The organism is Clostridioides sp. LIBA-6822, from assembly GCF_056688955.1.
In genome coordinates this window covers 2110433-2125971 of the sequence record NZ_CP196995.1, presented here as the reverse complement: position 1 = coordinate 2125971, position 15539 = coordinate 2110433, and the positions used below count along the sequence as shown (strand labels likewise).

Genomic DNA, 15539 nt, shown 5'->3' with positions numbered 1-15539 from the left:
GCTCAGATAATGTATAATAAAAAATGTATTTTACTAATTTTTTATATATAAGGAGAATTATTGTGAGAAGAAGACGAAAAAAAGGTGCAGATGAAAAACTTTTAAGTTATACAAAATACATTTTAAGAGACGATATAGAAAAAATAAAAGGCAAATGGAGTTTAAAGTTTGGAAATGATAATCCCATACATGTAGAATTTGGTACTGGTAAAGGTAAATTTATAACAACTTTAGCCAAACAGAACCCTGACATAAATTATATTGCTATGGAACTTAAGGAAGAAGTTCTTTTAAAGGCTGTTGAAAAAGCTGATTCTTCTAATTTGAATAATATATTATTTTTATGGGGAGATGTAAGCAATATTTTAGATTACTTTGAAGCTAAAGAATTATCAAGAATTTATATAAATTTCTGTGACCCATGGCCTAAAAATAGATGGAGTAAGAGAAGACTAACTCATTCTGGATTTTTAGAAATGTACAATAAGGTTTTGGAAGATAATGGCGAAATTCACTTTAAAACAGATAATGAAAAATTATTCGAGTTTAGTTTAAATGAAATTGCTGCAAATAATTGGCTATTGAAGAATATTTCTCTTGATTTAGGAAATAGTGAGTATGAAAATAATGTTACAACAGAGTATGAGGACAAATTTATGTCACAAGGTATGCGAATATTTAGATGTGAAGCTAAAAAACGTAACTAGTAATATGTTTATAAGTTTAATAGTAGAAATTTATTTTAATTTATATTAATAAAGTGTACGAAAGTAGGCATATATAACAAGGAAACAGAACCCTCTCATAGAAATTAAATTACTATATAAAAAAATTTTATGTGGGAGGGTACTATGAATTTAGCTAATTTAATACCATTTCTTATTTCTGCGGCGGCTTTAAATCCAATAAGTTCAAATGATAATGTTCTAAATGACAATCAACTTAAAAATATTTTTCCTGATGCTAATCTAAGAGCAGTTGTAAAACGATATATAAACCCAGATGAGATGACTATAAGTAATATAAAAGCTTTGGATGGAGAATTTTATGCAACTGGTGAAAACATTTCAAATTTAAAAGGTATATCATATCTTGAAAATGTAGACAATTTTATTTTTTGGAACAATAATATAAAAGAAGTTCCTAAAGAAGCTTTAAGTCTAAAGGATATGGATTCAATCAATCTAGCAAATAATTATTTGGTTGATGATGGTGTAGTAAATTCTCTTTCTAATAATGGTGTGGATGTAAATTGTGATTTGAATTTTATCAATACAAAAGATAATCAATATAAATTGGACTCTAAATATCATAATGTTGATATAGCCAAAGGTGAAAGTATTGATTTGAGAAAAATAATTACAAAGAAAATTGATAGCTATTATAAGTATTGGGAAGTTACTGATAGCCTTCCAAAGGATTTAGATTTTGTGATATCTGTAAGTGATAAAAGTTTAGTTTCATATGAAGATATGATTGTTAAAGGAAATAAAACAGGTCAGGCTGTAGTAAAAGTTATACTAAGTGACAAAAATGATTTAAATACATCTCAAGAAGTTCTAATCACTATCAACGTAAAATAAATATATGTCCTTGCTCAATAATTTAATTTTCAATTTAAATGTATAATCAAAATAAAGGTTGCTGGTAACAGAGCACTATTATTAGCGCTTTGTTACTAGCAACCTTTAGATATCTATTAGAAATAGAATATCTAGAAAATACCATTTCTTCTGTTAGTAGCCCATATTCCTATTAATATTATTAATGAATATACGATATATAAAACTACTCTTATATACTGGACATCTAGTCCAAAAAATTCAATGTTACTTTGTGAGGTATGCAACATCACAAGGACTGCAGATATACCAATAAGCAAAGGATTGATTACTATTTGCTTATCAGTTCTTAAAATCATTATTTTACCCATCCAAATAATTGATAATATAAAAAATAAAATTTTAAGACCAAATTCTAATGTATCTACCAAAGCGAAAACATCCCTTCATTTATAATAAATTTTTCAGCTCAACAAAAATATAAAACCCTAAAATAATTTTTAAACCTATGATAAATCCATAATAAGATAAGTTAATTGAGTATCATAAAACTTTATCTACATTAATATATACTACACTATACTTCAAATTTCTTAAACATAAATTAATGAAATTAACAAAAATTTATTCATAAGCATATAAAGATATATTTCATTATTTAAATGCATATCATTATATATACAGTTTTAGGAGGCGAGGTATATGGAATCTAAATTTTTTAATTGGTACACTCAATCCTTAGGAGGAACTTTTGGCATTATATCGTGTATATGTGCTTACTTAAATGGATACATGTTTGTTTATACAAATAGTGCTAGCAAATACTTTGAGAGTATAGGTTTTTTAGGAATAATTTCAAGTTATATATTACTACCACTTTGTATGTTGACTTTGCTTTTTGGAATTATATATTCTTATACACCAGAAACATCTGATAAAAGTATTTTTAATATACCTTTTTTTACTTTAAATAAAAGATTAATATTTACTACAGTAGTTTTTGGCTTTATAGGTGCTAGAGTTTACTTTATAATTCCTGCAATTTTAATAACTTTTAACCTATATAGTAATATTTTAATAACTAAGTTAAAGTATATTCTATGTAAGAATAAAGAAAATGATACTAATTTGAAAGAAAGCGAAGTCTAAATTGCATAATATTGGTATTTGTCTTAAAAATCCCCGAGGTATTAATTTGTATTCCCTTGTATTTTGCAAAAAATATTGAATTTTATTCATTTTATACTTATAATCTATATTAATAATGGAAAATTAAAACAAATATAAGTTACTTGTTGTTAATCTAAAATTAAAATATATATTGATGTGTTGATTCTCTAGTCAGCACTTTTTCTTTTATAAATTTGTTTTTTGTGATATAATATTAGCACCAGGTAATAATACAAGGGGGTAACAACATGAACATCAATGAAATTAAGGAATTATTAAAGGTTATAGACTCAACTAACTTAGAATATGTAAAACTTGAAAGTAGCGATTTAAAATTAGAAGTATCTAAAAAAGCCCAAGCTTCAAGTTCACCTGTTTTAAGTGTACAACAAGAATCAGTAGTGGATCTTTCTTTAGAAAAGCCAGTTGTAAATGATATACCTGTCGCATCTAATGAGAATCTATCGGTAGTAGTAGCTCCTTTAATGGGAACATTTTATGATTCTCCAAGTCCAGATGCAGATAGCTTTGTCAAAGTTGGCGATATAGTTGAAGAAGGCGATACTTTATGTATATTAGAAGCAATGAAGCTTATGAATGAGATAACAAGTGAAATTAAAGGTGAAATAATTGAAGTATTAGTTGATAATGAAGAACTAGTAGAATATAATCAACCTTTATTTAAGATAAAACCATTGTAGTAGGAGGTATTTAAGTTGATAAAAAAAATACTAGTTGCAAATAGAGGCGATATAGCAGTTAGAATCATCAGAACATGTAAAGAACTAGGTATAAAGACTGTTGCTATCTATTCTGAAATAGATAAAGATTGTTTTCATAGATATATAGCTGATGAATCTATTTGTATAGGGCCAAACAATATAAGCAAGAGTTATAATAATATAGAAAATATAATATACCTTGCTCTTAAATTAAAGTGTGATGCTATTCATCCAGGTTTTGGCTTTTTATCAGAGAATCCTGAATTTGCAAAGCAATGTGAAGAGAATAATATTATTTTTATAGGTCCAACAAGAGAACAAATGATTTTGATGGGAGATAAATCTAGAGCAAGAGAAACTATGATGGAATTAAATATCCCTGTTGTTCCTGGTTCAGAATCTGTTTTAAAAACTAAGGAAGAAGCTTTAGAAGTTGCAAGAGAAATTGGCTATCCTGTTATGATAAAAGCCTCAAGTGGAGGCGGTGGAAAAGGTATGAGAATCGTTAGAAAAGAAGAAGAGCTTTTTTCAAATTTTGATATGGCAAGTTCAGAAGCTCTAGCAGCATTTTCTAATAGCGATTTATATATGGAAAAATTCATAGAAAATCCTAGACACATAGAAGTACAAGTATTTGGGGACAAACACTCAAATGCAATACATTTAGGTGATAGAGATTGTTCTATGCAAAGAAGGAATCAAAAAGTAATAGAAGAATCTTTAAGTCCATACCTTTCAGATGAAGAAAGACAAAAACTTCATAAAATCGCAGTAGATATAGTAAAAGGTGTAGGTTATATCGGTGCTGGTACTATTGAGTTTATAGTTGACAAAGATAAAAACTTTTATTTTATAGAGATGAATACAAGAATACAAGTTGAACATCCAGTTACAGAGATGGTAACAAATCTTGACCTTATAAAACTTCAAATATCTATAGCTAATGGGGAAGAAATTCCTTTTAAACAAGAAGATATTGCTTTTAGAGGTCATGCTATTGAGTGTAGAATAAATGCTGAAGATTCATCAAATAACTTTGCTCCATCACCAGGTAAGATAGAATCATTAAATTTACCTGGAGGTTTTGGCGTTAGATTTGATACTTTTGTATATGCAGGATATACTATACCACCTTTATATGATTCTATGATAGGTAAATTAATATGTTGGGCTGAGACTAGAGAAGAATGTATAAATAGAATGTATAGAGCTCTAGATGAAATTATTGTAGAAGGTATTAATACAAATGTAGAATTCCAAAAGGCACTTGTAACAAGTGGAGAGTTTAGAGAAGATACTCATCATACCAAATTTATAGAAGATGTCTTTATGAATAAAGAATTTGCTACATTATAAGGAGTAAATAGATTATGATAAAAAAATTTTTATCGTCAAAAGAATCTAAGTATGTTACGATTTCTTTAGATGACAACTTTAAAAAGAATAGTGTAGATGATAAATTTTGGACTTATTGCAAAGGTTGTGATAGTCATGTATTTAGAAAGGACATAGAAGAAAATTCATTTGTATGTCCAAAATGTTCAAGACATTATGGCTTAAGAGCAAGAAAAAGAATAAATTTATTGATTGATAAGGGAACTTTTATGGAATTTAATTCTGATGTAGAATTTCAAAATCCACTGAACTTTCCTAAATACAAAGAAAAAGTAGACTCTTATAAGGAAAAAACGAATGAGTCAGAAGCTGTTGTCACAGGTTATGGAAGATTAAATGGAATTAAAACAGTTATTTGTGTAATGAATCCTGATTTTATGATGGGAAGTATGGGTTCTATTGTTGGAGAGAAGATAACTTATTCAATAGAATATGCTGCTGAAAATAATTTACCTATAATTATTTGTTCTGCTTCAGGAGGAGCTAGAATGCAAGAAGGTATGGTATCTCTTATGCAGATGGCAAAAACTTCTCAAGCACTTTCTAAACTTGAAGAAAAATCATTACCATATATATCAGTTCTAACTGACCCTACTACTGGAGGAGTAACTGCTAGTTTTGCTATGCTTGGAGATATTATAATTTCTGAACCAAATACATTGATAGGTTTTGCAGGACCAAGAGTAATAGAACAAACAATAAATCAGAAACTTCCTGAAGGATTCCAAACTTCTGAGTTTTTACTTGAAAAAGGTTTTATTGACATGATAGTAGATAGAAGAAAAATGAAGGAAGTCTTATATCAAATTCTTGCTATGCACAAGAAATAGGGCATGAAGGAGGAACTGTTTTGATTGAAAATAATAGCGAAAAAATAAAGGTTTTAGAAAATGATATTAAACAATTAATAACTATTTCTGAGGCAAATAATATAGATTTAAGCGATAAAATAAATTCACTTAATGATAAATTGGAAAAACTTAAAGAAGATGCATTTTCTCATTTATCACCATATGAGAAGGTAATGCTAAGTAGAGATATAAAAAGACCTACGACATTGGAATACATAGAACACATTTGTTCTAATTTTTTAGAGCTTCATGGAGATAGGCTTTTTAAAGATGACCCTTCTATAGTTGGAGGAATAGGTCAGATAGGAAGATTTAATGTTACTATAGTTGGCCATCAAAAAGGAAGAGATACAAAAGAAAATATAAAAAGAAATTTTGGAATGCCTCATCCAGAAGGATATAGAAAAGCATTAAGACTTATGAAACAAGCTGAGAAATTCAATAGACCAATAATAACGTTTATTGATACATCAGGAGCTTTTTGTGGTCTAGAGGCAGAAGAAAGAGGACAAGGAGAAGCTATTGCGAGAAACTTACTTGAAATGAGTAAACTTTCTGTCCCAGTAATCACTTTTGTAATTGGTGAAGGTGGTAGTGGAGGAGCTTTAGGTATTGGAGTAGGTAATGATGTTTGCATGTTAGAACATTCAGTTTATTCTGTAATTTCCCCTGAAGGTCTTTCTAGTATCCTATTTAAAGATTCTTCTAAAGCTAAAGAAGCTTGTAATGTTATGAAACTTACAAGTGATGATTTATATGATTTAAAAATAATAGATAAGATTATAAAAGAACCTCTTGGAGGAGCACAAAAAGATGTAGCAGCTGTTTCAAAGGAAATAAAAGCTTATATTTTAGAAAGATTAAATCATTATAAAGATATGAATAAAGAAGAAATTATGACTCAAAGATATACTAAATTTAGAAATATTGGAAAATGCTTATAGAATATAAAGAAATTTGTAGTTTTTTCATTATAAAATGGTTTTAAAAAATAAAGGTTTTCTTAAAACAATTATAGAAGTATATTTTTATAAAAGTATACTTTAAATGATGATTGTAATTAGTAAATGGCAATTATGATTTAGTACTTTAGGTAATGGATACTTTAACAAATTAACAAGGAGATGTTGAAATGGAAGTACTAAAAGTTTCATCAAAATCTAATCCTAATTCTGTAGCTGGAGCCTTGGCTGGAGTACTGAGAGAACGAGGTATTGCAGAAATACAAGCTATAGGAGCTGGAGCTCTAAATCAAGCTATAAAGTCAATTGCAATAGCAAGAGGCTTTGTTGCACCTAGTGGAATGGATTTAGTTTGCATTCCCGCATTTACTGATATAGAAATCGAAGGTGATAAGAAAACAGCCATTAAACTTATAATTGAGCCTAGATAATATATCTTTTTATTAGAATTTAATTAAGTTTTAAAGGTTGGCTATAGAAATAGGATACTATAGTGAACCTTTTTTACTTTATATGTTTTATTTTATATAATTTTTAATGTATAATCTTAAGTAGACAAATAAGTTTGGAGGAGATGTACATTATGAAATTAAAATTATTTGCAGAAGAGTATGCAGTATGTAGATTAAATAATGATAGTAAAATACCAACATGGATAGATACAAAAAAATTTTACTCTATAACTAAAACTGAAGATGAATTAAGTATTGTATGTTCAAATAATAATATTCCTTCTGATGTTAAGTCAGAAAAAGAATGGAGAATACTTAAGATATTAGGACCTTTGGATTTTTCACTTATAGGAATTTTATCTAAGCTAAGTGGTTTGTTAGCAGAAAATAAAATAAGCATATTTGCAATTTCTACATATGATACAGATTATATTTTAATAAAAGAAAAAGATATAAAAAATGCTTGTAAAATTCTAAACTGTAATGGATATGAAGTAGAGTAGTTAAATACTTCTACATAAGGTTTTAATTTATGATTCATATAGTCGAAATTTTAAAAATAAGTATGATAAATATCTTTTGTTTTTTAGGAATATTTATTGTGTTTGGATTGATTTTTAGTATTACAGAAAATCTAAACAATAAATTTATATTTTCATCTTTTGGGAAAACTGGAATTATTGTAACTGGAGCTATAGGAACCTTTATTCATGAACTTAGTCATTTGGTAATGTGCTTGATTTTTATGCATAAAATAAATTCAGTTAAATTTTTCAGACCAATAGAAAGTAAAAATGATGGCATATTAGGATATGTAAGTCATAGTTATAAAAAAGATAATCTTTATCAAAGTATAGGAAATTTTTTTATAGGAATTGCGCCTATTATAGGTGGAACAATAGTGATTATTTTACTTTTTAATATATTGTTGCCAGAGAGTTATATGAAAGTGACACAAAATATAGATTTAAAATTATATGTAAGTATGATTAATAATTTCAATATAAGTGGTTTTATACACATTATTTTAGATGATATTTTCAATTTTATAAAAGTAATGTTGTTAACACCTAGTATATATTCGTTGAAGTATTTTATATTTATGTTCTTGATGTATTCTATATCTACACATATGTCACTTAGTAGTGCCGATTTAAAAAATAGCTTAAATGGTTTGAGTTTTATAATCATAGTTATTTTTGTTATAAGTCTAATTACATACTTACTTGGACTATTAAACTTGAATATATCAAGTTTAATAGTCCAATATAATATATTTGTAAGTTTCTTTATGGCGATAGGGCTTATTTTTTCAATAATAACGCTCATAATATCTTATATTTTAAGTTTGGTTAGTCCGTTTAAAAATTAAATATTAGTTGAATTTTAATTAAAGAGTTACATATTTTACTATCTATTTAGTTTAATTAAAAACATATAAAAATATTACATAAAAAAGATTTTAGTAGAGCATAAAATTTCTCAATATATTTATATAAATATATTGAGAAATAAAAAAAGAGTACTTAAATCTAACTAGTCTTTAAATGTGGATTTAGGGAATAGTTAGCGGTGATTTTGATTAGAGCACTACTAATCTCTTAAAAATACAAAAATGATTAAATTAAATACTTATACCAAATATAGATAATAAAAAATAATATAAAAGATTTATATTTTAACTTTAGGAGGTTTAATTTTGAATAATGATAAGAAAATTATAAAAGTACATAATAAATCAGATAAACCTGACAATATCGTCATCAAGGAAAATGAACTTATAGAAAAATGTCTACTTTTGGAAAATAAACTTCCTACATTTATGAAGGATTATTTTATATATTTAAAAGGCTCTGTCGCAGTTTCCACACGACTTGCTTATTTAGAAGATATAAATTTTTTCTGTTCCTATTTGATTGAAACCAAAGAATTAACAAGTGCAGATTGTATAAAAGATATTACAGAAGATGATTTTAATACAATAAAATCAAGGGATATAAATTTATTCTTAGGTGATTATTGTAGTAGATATTATAAAAATACAGAAAAAAATACATTAATTTTTGAAAATAATAATAGAGCTTTGGCAAGAAAAAAATCATCCATCTCTACTCTATTTAAATTCTTATACAGGAACTCTCAAATAGATAATAATATAACTGATGGGTTTAATCCAATAAAACTTCCAAAACCTCAACCAGATGCTATTAAGCGTCTTGAAATAGATGAAGTTGCTAAAATGTTGGAATCAGTGGAAACTGGTGAAGGTCTTACAGAAAAAGAAAAGGTGTATTGGAGAAAAACTAAACTACGTGATAAAGCTATTTTGGCTTTGTTTGTTACATATGGGCTTAGATTAAATGAGCTTAGAGAACTTAATATATCATCTTTTAATTTTTCAAGAGGAGAATTTAAAATATATAGAAAACGTGGAAAAGAAGTTTTAATGCCCATAAATCATACTTGTGAACATGTAATAAAAGACTATTTGCAAAATGAAAGAACAAGAGATGATTTATTAAATGATGAGGAAAAAGATGCTTTATTCTTATCACTCCAAAATAAGAGACTTACAGCAAAAGCTATAAGAACACTAGTAAAAAAATATACATCTATTCCACTAGATACGACTAGAGATAATGGATATAGCCCTCATAAATTAAGAGCAACTGCTGCGACTTCTCTAATACAAACAGGATTTTCTATATACGATGTTCAAAATTTACTTGACCATGACAATGTCACAACTACTCAGCTTTATGCAGCTCATAAAAAGAATGTAAAACGTGATATAGTTAAGAATTTTGAATGGATTGAGGATGATTAAAAATCAGGAACAAATGTTTGCAGATATAAATGGATTATGTTATAATTAAAAATATAAAGCGTATGGAAATAAAAACAAAATATGTTTAGAAATGAGTGATGTTATGTATTTAGATCTAACTGAAAAGCAAGTCTTGATATTGGAATTTATAAAGTCTCAAATCATATTAAAAGGTTATCCACCTGCTGTAAGAGAAATATGTACTGCTGTAGGGTTAAGATCTACTTCAACTGTACACTCTCATCTAAATAAACTTGAAAAACTGGGATACATAAGAAAAGACCCTACTAAACCAAGAGCTATTGAAGTTTTAGAACGCAGTAAAGTAAATGATGTTTCTGGAGCTAATCAAGAAATAATAGAACTTCCTTTAGTAGGTCAAATAACAGCTGGAGAACCCATTTTAGCTCAACAAAACATAGAGGAATATATTCCATTCCCTGCCAGTTTAGTAAAGGGCAGCAATAATTTTGTATTAAGAGTAAAAGGCGAAAGTATGATTAATGCAGGAATTTTAGATGAAGATTACGTTGTAGTAGACAAAAAAAATACAGCCTTGAATTCTCAGATAGTAGTTGCACTTATAAATGGTGAATCTGCTACGGTTAAGAGATTTTTTAAAGAAGGAAATTTGATAAGACTTCAGCCAGAAAATGATTTTATGGAACCAATTATGCTTAATGACTCAGAAGTTGAAATTGTAGGTATTGTAACTGGTGTATTTAGAGTTATAAAATAGCTATTAAAGAATACTCAAAAAAATAAGCTATTCGTATAGATAAAATATGTTATCTATTGATTATAGCTTATTTTTTTATGCATTTAGCTTATTATTTATCTTTTTTATTATTTTCCATAACATATATCACAGGGGTCATTCTTCTTACTTTCTGCAATTGTACCTGATAATATTTTTTTACTTCTTGAAAGTCCACTACAGTTTTTTGTAGAGTGATAACTCTTCCCTTTTGGAGTAAAATACACTATTTCTGATGTATTCGATAAATTTTGTTCTTTATTTAAAGATTCTCCTTTTGTTGTATTATTATTTGATTTTTCATAGTTTCCATCTTCTCTAACACCCTTTTTATAGCTTCCATCTTTACAACTTGTAAATACTCCATCACCTGTGGATTCAAATATTATATCTGAACACTCATCACTTCTATGTACCTTTACTCCCATTTTTTCTAATTTATTCATTGTTTCTTGATGTGGATGTCCATATGAATTACCTTTCCCTACTAAAAGAACTGCATATTCAGGTGCTACTTTATCTAAAAACGCTTGAGATGAACTACTGCGAGAACCATGATGAGCCACTTTTAAAAGGTCTACTTTTCCTAGCTTTGGTAATATCTCTTTTTCTGTACTTTCTTCAGCATCACCTGTAAATAAAGCTTTATCCTTACCATTAGTATATACAAGAACTAGAGATTGTTCATTAGTGGTATCTCCACCATTTGTATTTAAAACTTCAAAGTAAGAATCTTCTAGATAAAACTTCTTATTTTCAAGTGGCACGCTTGGAGATAAATCCTTATTTGCCAAAGCATTTATAAAATCTCTATAGCTTTTCGTTTCTGCTGAACCATTAGATACAAAAACATTTTCTATATTAAAGTTTTTGACAACAGAATCAAGTCCACCTAAATGATCTGCATGAGAATGGGTAGCTATAAGATACTTAATATCTTTTACACCTTGATTATTAAGATAGTCTACCATTAAATTTTCATCATCATTATCTCCACCATCTATCAATGTAAAAGTTTTGCCATCTTGAATTAATATAGCATCACTATTTCCAGTGTTGATAAAATGAATTTTTACATTTTTATCACTTGATATACTACTAGATAAGGAATCTTGGTTATTTGATTGATTGTTGCCGTTATCTGATGTATCACAACCAGTCAAATAAATTGATATAGATATTATCAGTAAAAATACTAAAGCTTTGACTTTAGAATTTTTTTTATTATTTATATTTCTTTCTGTCACAAACTACTCCTCCATTTTACAATAAGTTGATAATTACTTTGTTTACTCTCTTAAGACCTCCTTTATTGTATAAATTTTCATCTATCATTTCTATATTTTATAATTCTCTATACAAATTGTCAAAATAAAATTACATTAGACTATATATAAAGACAAAAAACGCATCTCTAAATAAAATCATATCTTATGTGCAATTCAAACAAGTCGCAGTTGATTTTTTTGCTTAATTAGTATGGAAATAAATAAAAAAGGTATAAAGAGCTACTCTCTTTATACCTTATGGAATACATTTTAGAAATATAAAAAGCTATAACTGCTACAATTGAAAACAGGTATAGCTTTTATGTACACTTCTCTGACAATCATAACACTATATGCGTTTTTATGATATTTTTTTACATAATATTCTAAATGGCAACTTTTAAAACATAACATGAACAATTGACACCTTATAAGTTTTATATTATATAAAATGAAATATTTTACATCAGTAGTACCCAGTTATGCATTTTAAACGCCCATTTACGTTTAATATATTGCAAATTTTTTCCAAAAACTATAATATGTTAAGTATCAACAAAAATAAATAAACTTTTTCCTTAAAGAAGGCCTAAAGCTCACACCAACTGCCTTCTTTTTTTTTATAAAAATTTAACTATTTATTTTGATTAATATTTATTTCATATTTTAGCTCTACTCTTCTAGATGCATCTCTGTTTACACTCTTATCTTCATTTTTTATAAGTTCAGCTTTTGATCTTCCTATTGCAATAATATGTCTAGTAACCTTATCTTTATATTTATAGTTACCAATCTCATCCCCTACTATATATTTTGCAACACTGTATGCTCTTCTTTGAGATAAATCTAAGTTGTATATATAGCTTCCTACATCATCTGTATGACCTTCTATAACTATTTTTGATATATAGTCCCCATAATCTTTATAAATAGTTTCTATGTACTTTGGAACAAACATTTTTAACATTTCTTTAGCCTCTGGTTTTAAAACATCGCTATCTACATCAAACATAGTTCTTTCACCAAAAGTTACTTGACCATTAGCCTTATCTACTTTCACAGGCATACCACTTTTTTTTAAGGTCTCCTCAACAGAAGCATTGACATTTTTAGCTAAATCTTGCTCGACAGAACCTGAAATACTTTCTGAACTAAATAAGATAAGAATTACAACCATCAATACAGTTGATAATAAATCTGTAAATGTTGGCCAAAAGCTACTCTTTTCAAATTCTCTATTAACAGTTCTTCTATATTTATTATTCATTTAACTCATCCTCACCTATGACCTTTATTTCTTTATCTTCTATCTCATAAATCTCTTCGTTGAAAGGGTTAAATACACTATCAATATCATTTTTAAATAGCTCTTCACTATCAAGAGGAACTTCATCTTGCATAAAAGAGTTGTTAAACATAACATCTAATTTATCTTGAATATCTAAAGAGTTCTCAAACATTATATCCAGTTTAACTTGTAGGTCATCAGAAAATTTTTCAATAATGCTTGAAAGATTTTTTATTGAATCATCTAGAGTAAATTTTTCATCTAAAAGGATTTTTTGGTTTTGAGATATTTTATTTTCATGAGTCATTAATTTAGTTAATAAATCTTGAGCACTTCTTTCATATAAAGCAAATCCTGCATTTATATTTTTTATATAATCTCTAATTTTAAACTGGCTTTCAGTAGCATTGTATATATTTTTTGAAGATTCTTTTATGTCGAATAAAATCTCTTTATTTATATTATCTTGATTATCATACTTATCAAACAATTTTACAAATTTTACATTCAAAATATTAAACTGTTTATCTAATTTTCTTACGCTTTGGTCAAACGTCTTAATAGAACTTTGAGAACCTTCTAAAAGACCTTTTAAAGCTTCTATCCCACTTATAAATTCATCATTGAAGTCATTTAAATCTTTAGAAATTTTATCAAATTTTTCAATAGCCTCTATAGACTTGCTTATTTGTTTTATTGTATTTTTTACCTCTTCTACCTTTAAATCCATTCTTTCTGATTTAAAATGAGTTATCTCAGATGTCAGTAAATTTTCGCATTTTAACATTATCTGTATTAAGACATGCTCACAATCTTTTATCTTTGTAAAGTAACCTATAATTAGAGAAAACACAACTCCAAATATGCTTGTTGTAAATGCAGTCTGCATACTACTAATAGTTGAAGGAAGCGAATTTATAATGTCTTTAGTATCAACACATAAAAGCATTGCAGAAAGCCCAACAAATGTACCTAAAACTCCTAACAATATACTTATTGAAGATGAATTCTTTATGCTTCTAATCTTCTCTAACAGTGGCAAATTATTATGTTTTAAATCTGATACAACTTCTTCTATAAATGAAGTTATATTTACGTCTGAATAAGGATTTTCTTTACTATATGTATAGTAATCATTCCTTATCTTCCCATAAAATTCACTCGTTTTATGGTTTCTATTGATTTCCTCTAATTTTGAACTTACAAATGAGTATACTCTGTTATTTTCTATTATCTTAAAAACAGAATACACAGTTATTGCAAGTAAAAACAATATAGTTATTGGATTAGTAAATATTGACTCTATTAAATTCGTTATTATGTTACTCAATTTTATCCCCTACCTTATAATTTATTTATCTATAATTTATACGTACAAGTTACTAAGAAAATACGTAAATAAACAAAATATTTATATTATATTTATGAAAAATGGTACAAATAGGTCATATTGTTAATAACATAATATATACGAGCTAAAAGTTATAGGGGGTGGCACAATGAATGACAACATAGTAGAAGTTAAAAATATAAATATGAACTTCTACACTAAGGAAGGCGAGCTTGAAGTATTAAAAGATGTCAATTTTAACCTGAAAGAAGGGGAAATATTAACTTTGCTTGGTCCTTCTGGAAGCGGTAAATCTACAATTTTAAATATTCTTACTAATCTTTTAAAACCAACTAGTGGAGATGTAAAGATTACTGGAAATATTGGATATATGTTTCAAAAAGATAATTTGCTTGAATGGAGAAATATAATGGATAATATAACTATTGGCTTAGAAATTCAAGGCAAAAAAGATAAAAAATCTTTAGATAGAGTTGAAAGTCTTTTAAAGACTTATGGATTATGGGATTTTAGAAGCATGTATCCAAAAGAATTATCTGGGGGTATGAGACAAAGGGTTGCACTTATTAGAACACTTTCTGTAAATCCAGATATTTTACTTTTAGATGAGCCTTTTTCAGCTCTTGATTATCAGACTAGATTGTTAGTTTGTGATGACGTTTATAGTATTATTAAAAATGAGAATAAGTCTACTATTTTGGTTACACATGATATTGGTGATGCTCTATCTATAAAAGTACAACTTTAGAAAAATAAATAATTTTTCTTTAGCTTTTTCTTTATTACAATCTAATAAATCCACCACAAACTTTGATATATCTATAAAATTATTTCTAATATAAATATCTAAGTGAAGATTATCAACAACAGTCACGCTTTGAAATTTTTAAAAATAATCCCAAAACGTTCAAAGACTATGCTTTGAAATGTGTCA

General features: G+C 27.2%; 17 protein-coding genes. 13 read left to right on the top strand and 4 right to left on the bottom strand.

Annotated features, from left to right (window positions below; all coding sequences use genetic code 11):
* The first annotated feature begins 62 nt into the window (after nt 1-62).
* Both trmB and ACTG48_RS10220 read left to right on the top strand, forming a co-directional pair.
* On the top strand, nt 63-707 hold the full coding sequence (gene trmB / locus ACTG48_RS10225; RefSeq protein WP_479918751.1) for a tRNA (guanosine(46)-N7)-methyltransferase TrmB: 645 nt from the start codon (nt 63-65) through the stop codon (nt 705-707).
* Between the two features lie 144 nt (nt 708-851).
* On the top strand, nt 852-1583 hold the full coding sequence (locus ACTG48_RS10220) for a hypothetical protein (protein ID WP_479918750.1): 732 nt from the start codon (nt 852-854) through the stop codon (nt 1581-1583).
* 131 nt (nt 1584-1714) lie between these two features.
* On the opposite strand, the gene ACTG48_RS10215 is transcribed toward ACTG48_RS10220, so the two are convergent.
* Nucleotides 1715-1993 (bottom strand): hypothetical protein, encoded by a 279-nt coding sequence (locus ACTG48_RS10215; RefSeq protein WP_021384709.1) that lies wholly within the window; start codon nt 1991-1993, stop codon nt 1715-1717.
* Between the two features lie 271 nt (nt 1994-2264).
* On the opposite strand from ACTG48_RS10215, the gene ACTG48_RS10210 reads away from it, so the two are divergent.
* The 10 genes from ACTG48_RS10210 (at nt 2265) to lexA (ending at nt 10680) form a co-directional block, all read left to right on the top strand.
* A complete protein-coding gene (locus tag ACTG48_RS10210) occupies nt 2265-2711 on the top strand; it encodes a hypothetical protein (protein ID WP_021384732.1) in 447 nt (148 codons plus the stop codon).
* 269 nt (nt 2712-2980) lie between these two features.
* A complete protein-coding gene (gene accB, locus ACTG48_RS10205; protein WP_021384752.1) occupies nt 2981-3433 on the top strand; it encodes an acetyl-CoA carboxylase biotin carboxyl carrier protein in 453 nt (150 codons plus the stop codon).
* Nucleotides 3434-3448: 15 nt separating this feature from the next.
* Nucleotides 3449-4810 (top strand): acetyl-CoA carboxylase biotin carboxylase subunit, encoded by a 1362-nt coding sequence (gene accC / locus ACTG48_RS10200; protein WP_479918749.1) that lies wholly within the window; start codon nt 3449-3451, stop codon nt 4808-4810.
* Nucleotides 4811-4824: 14 nt separating this feature from the next.
* Entirely contained in the window at nt 4825-5679 is an 855-nt protein-coding gene (accD, locus tag ACTG48_RS10195; protein ID WP_021384748.1) for an acetyl-CoA carboxylase, carboxyltransferase subunit beta, read from the top strand.
* A 20-nt stretch (nt 5680-5699) separates the two neighbouring features.
* On the top strand, nt 5700-6644 hold the full coding sequence (locus ACTG48_RS10190; RefSeq protein ID WP_479918748.1) for an acetyl-CoA carboxylase carboxyltransferase subunit alpha: 945 nt from the start codon (nt 5700-5702) through the stop codon (nt 6642-6644).
* Nucleotides 6645-6832: 188 nt separating this feature from the next.
* On the top strand, nt 6833-7093 hold the full coding sequence (locus tag ACTG48_RS10185) for a stage V sporulation protein S (RefSeq protein ID WP_003424039.1): 261 nt from the start codon (nt 6833-6835) through the stop codon (nt 7091-7093).
* 152 nt (nt 7094-7245) lie between these two features.
* Nucleotides 7246-7617, top strand: coding sequence for an ACT domain-containing protein (locus tag ACTG48_RS10180; RefSeq protein WP_479918747.1), 372 nt, complete (start codon nt 7246-7248; stop codon nt 7615-7617).
* A gap of 29 nt (nt 7618-7646) precedes the next feature.
* Nucleotides 7647-8486 carry a hypothetical protein gene (locus ACTG48_RS10175; RefSeq protein ID WP_479918746.1) on the top strand — a complete coding sequence of 280 codons (840 nt, stop codon included), beginning with the start codon at nt 7647-7649 and terminating at the stop codon, nt 8484-8486.
* 327 nt (nt 8487-8813) lie between these two features.
* Nucleotides 8814-9941, top strand: a complete 1128-nt coding sequence (locus tag ACTG48_RS10170; RefSeq protein ID WP_479918745.1) for a tyrosine-type recombinase/integrase — start codon at nt 8814-8816, stop codon at nt 9939-9941.
* A 103-nt stretch (nt 9942-10044) separates the two neighbouring features.
* Nucleotides 10045-10680, top strand: a complete 636-nt coding sequence (gene lexA, locus ACTG48_RS10165) for a transcriptional repressor LexA (protein ID WP_009897067.1) — start codon at nt 10045-10047, stop codon at nt 10678-10680.
* A 107-nt stretch (nt 10681-10787) separates the two neighbouring features.
* Here lexA and ACTG48_RS10160 read toward each other — a convergent pair whose 3' ends face one another.
* The 3 genes from ACTG48_RS10160 to ACTG48_RS10150 all read right to left on the bottom strand — a co-directional run bounded on the left by ACTG48_RS10160 (nt 10788) and on the right by ACTG48_RS10150 (nt 14584).
* Complete coding sequence (locus tag ACTG48_RS10160) at nt 10788-11945, bottom strand: ComEC/Rec2 family competence protein (RefSeq protein WP_479918744.1); 1158 nt, start codon at nt 11943-11945, stop codon at nt 10788-10790.
* A 655-nt stretch (nt 11946-12600) separates the two neighbouring features.
* Nucleotides 12601-13233: an OmpA family protein gene (locus ACTG48_RS10155; RefSeq protein ID WP_479918743.1), complete on the bottom strand. Its 633-nt coding sequence runs from the start codon at nt 13231-13233 to the stop codon at nt 12601-12603.
* A complete protein-coding gene (locus ACTG48_RS10150) occupies nt 13226-14584 on the bottom strand; it encodes a hypothetical protein (protein ID WP_479918742.1) in 1359 nt (452 codons plus the stop codon). Before ACTG48_RS10150 ends, ACTG48_RS10155 begins: the two co-directional genes overlap by 8 nt.
* Before the next feature lie 169 nt (nt 14585-14753).
* Between ACTG48_RS10150 and ACTG48_RS10145 the strand changes: the two genes are divergently transcribed.
* Nucleotides 14754-15353 (top strand): ABC transporter ATP-binding protein, encoded by a 600-nt coding sequence (locus ACTG48_RS10145; RefSeq protein ID WP_479918741.1) that lies wholly within the window; start codon nt 14754-14756, stop codon nt 15351-15353.
* The last annotated feature ends 186 nt before the right edge of the window (nt 15354-15539 follow it).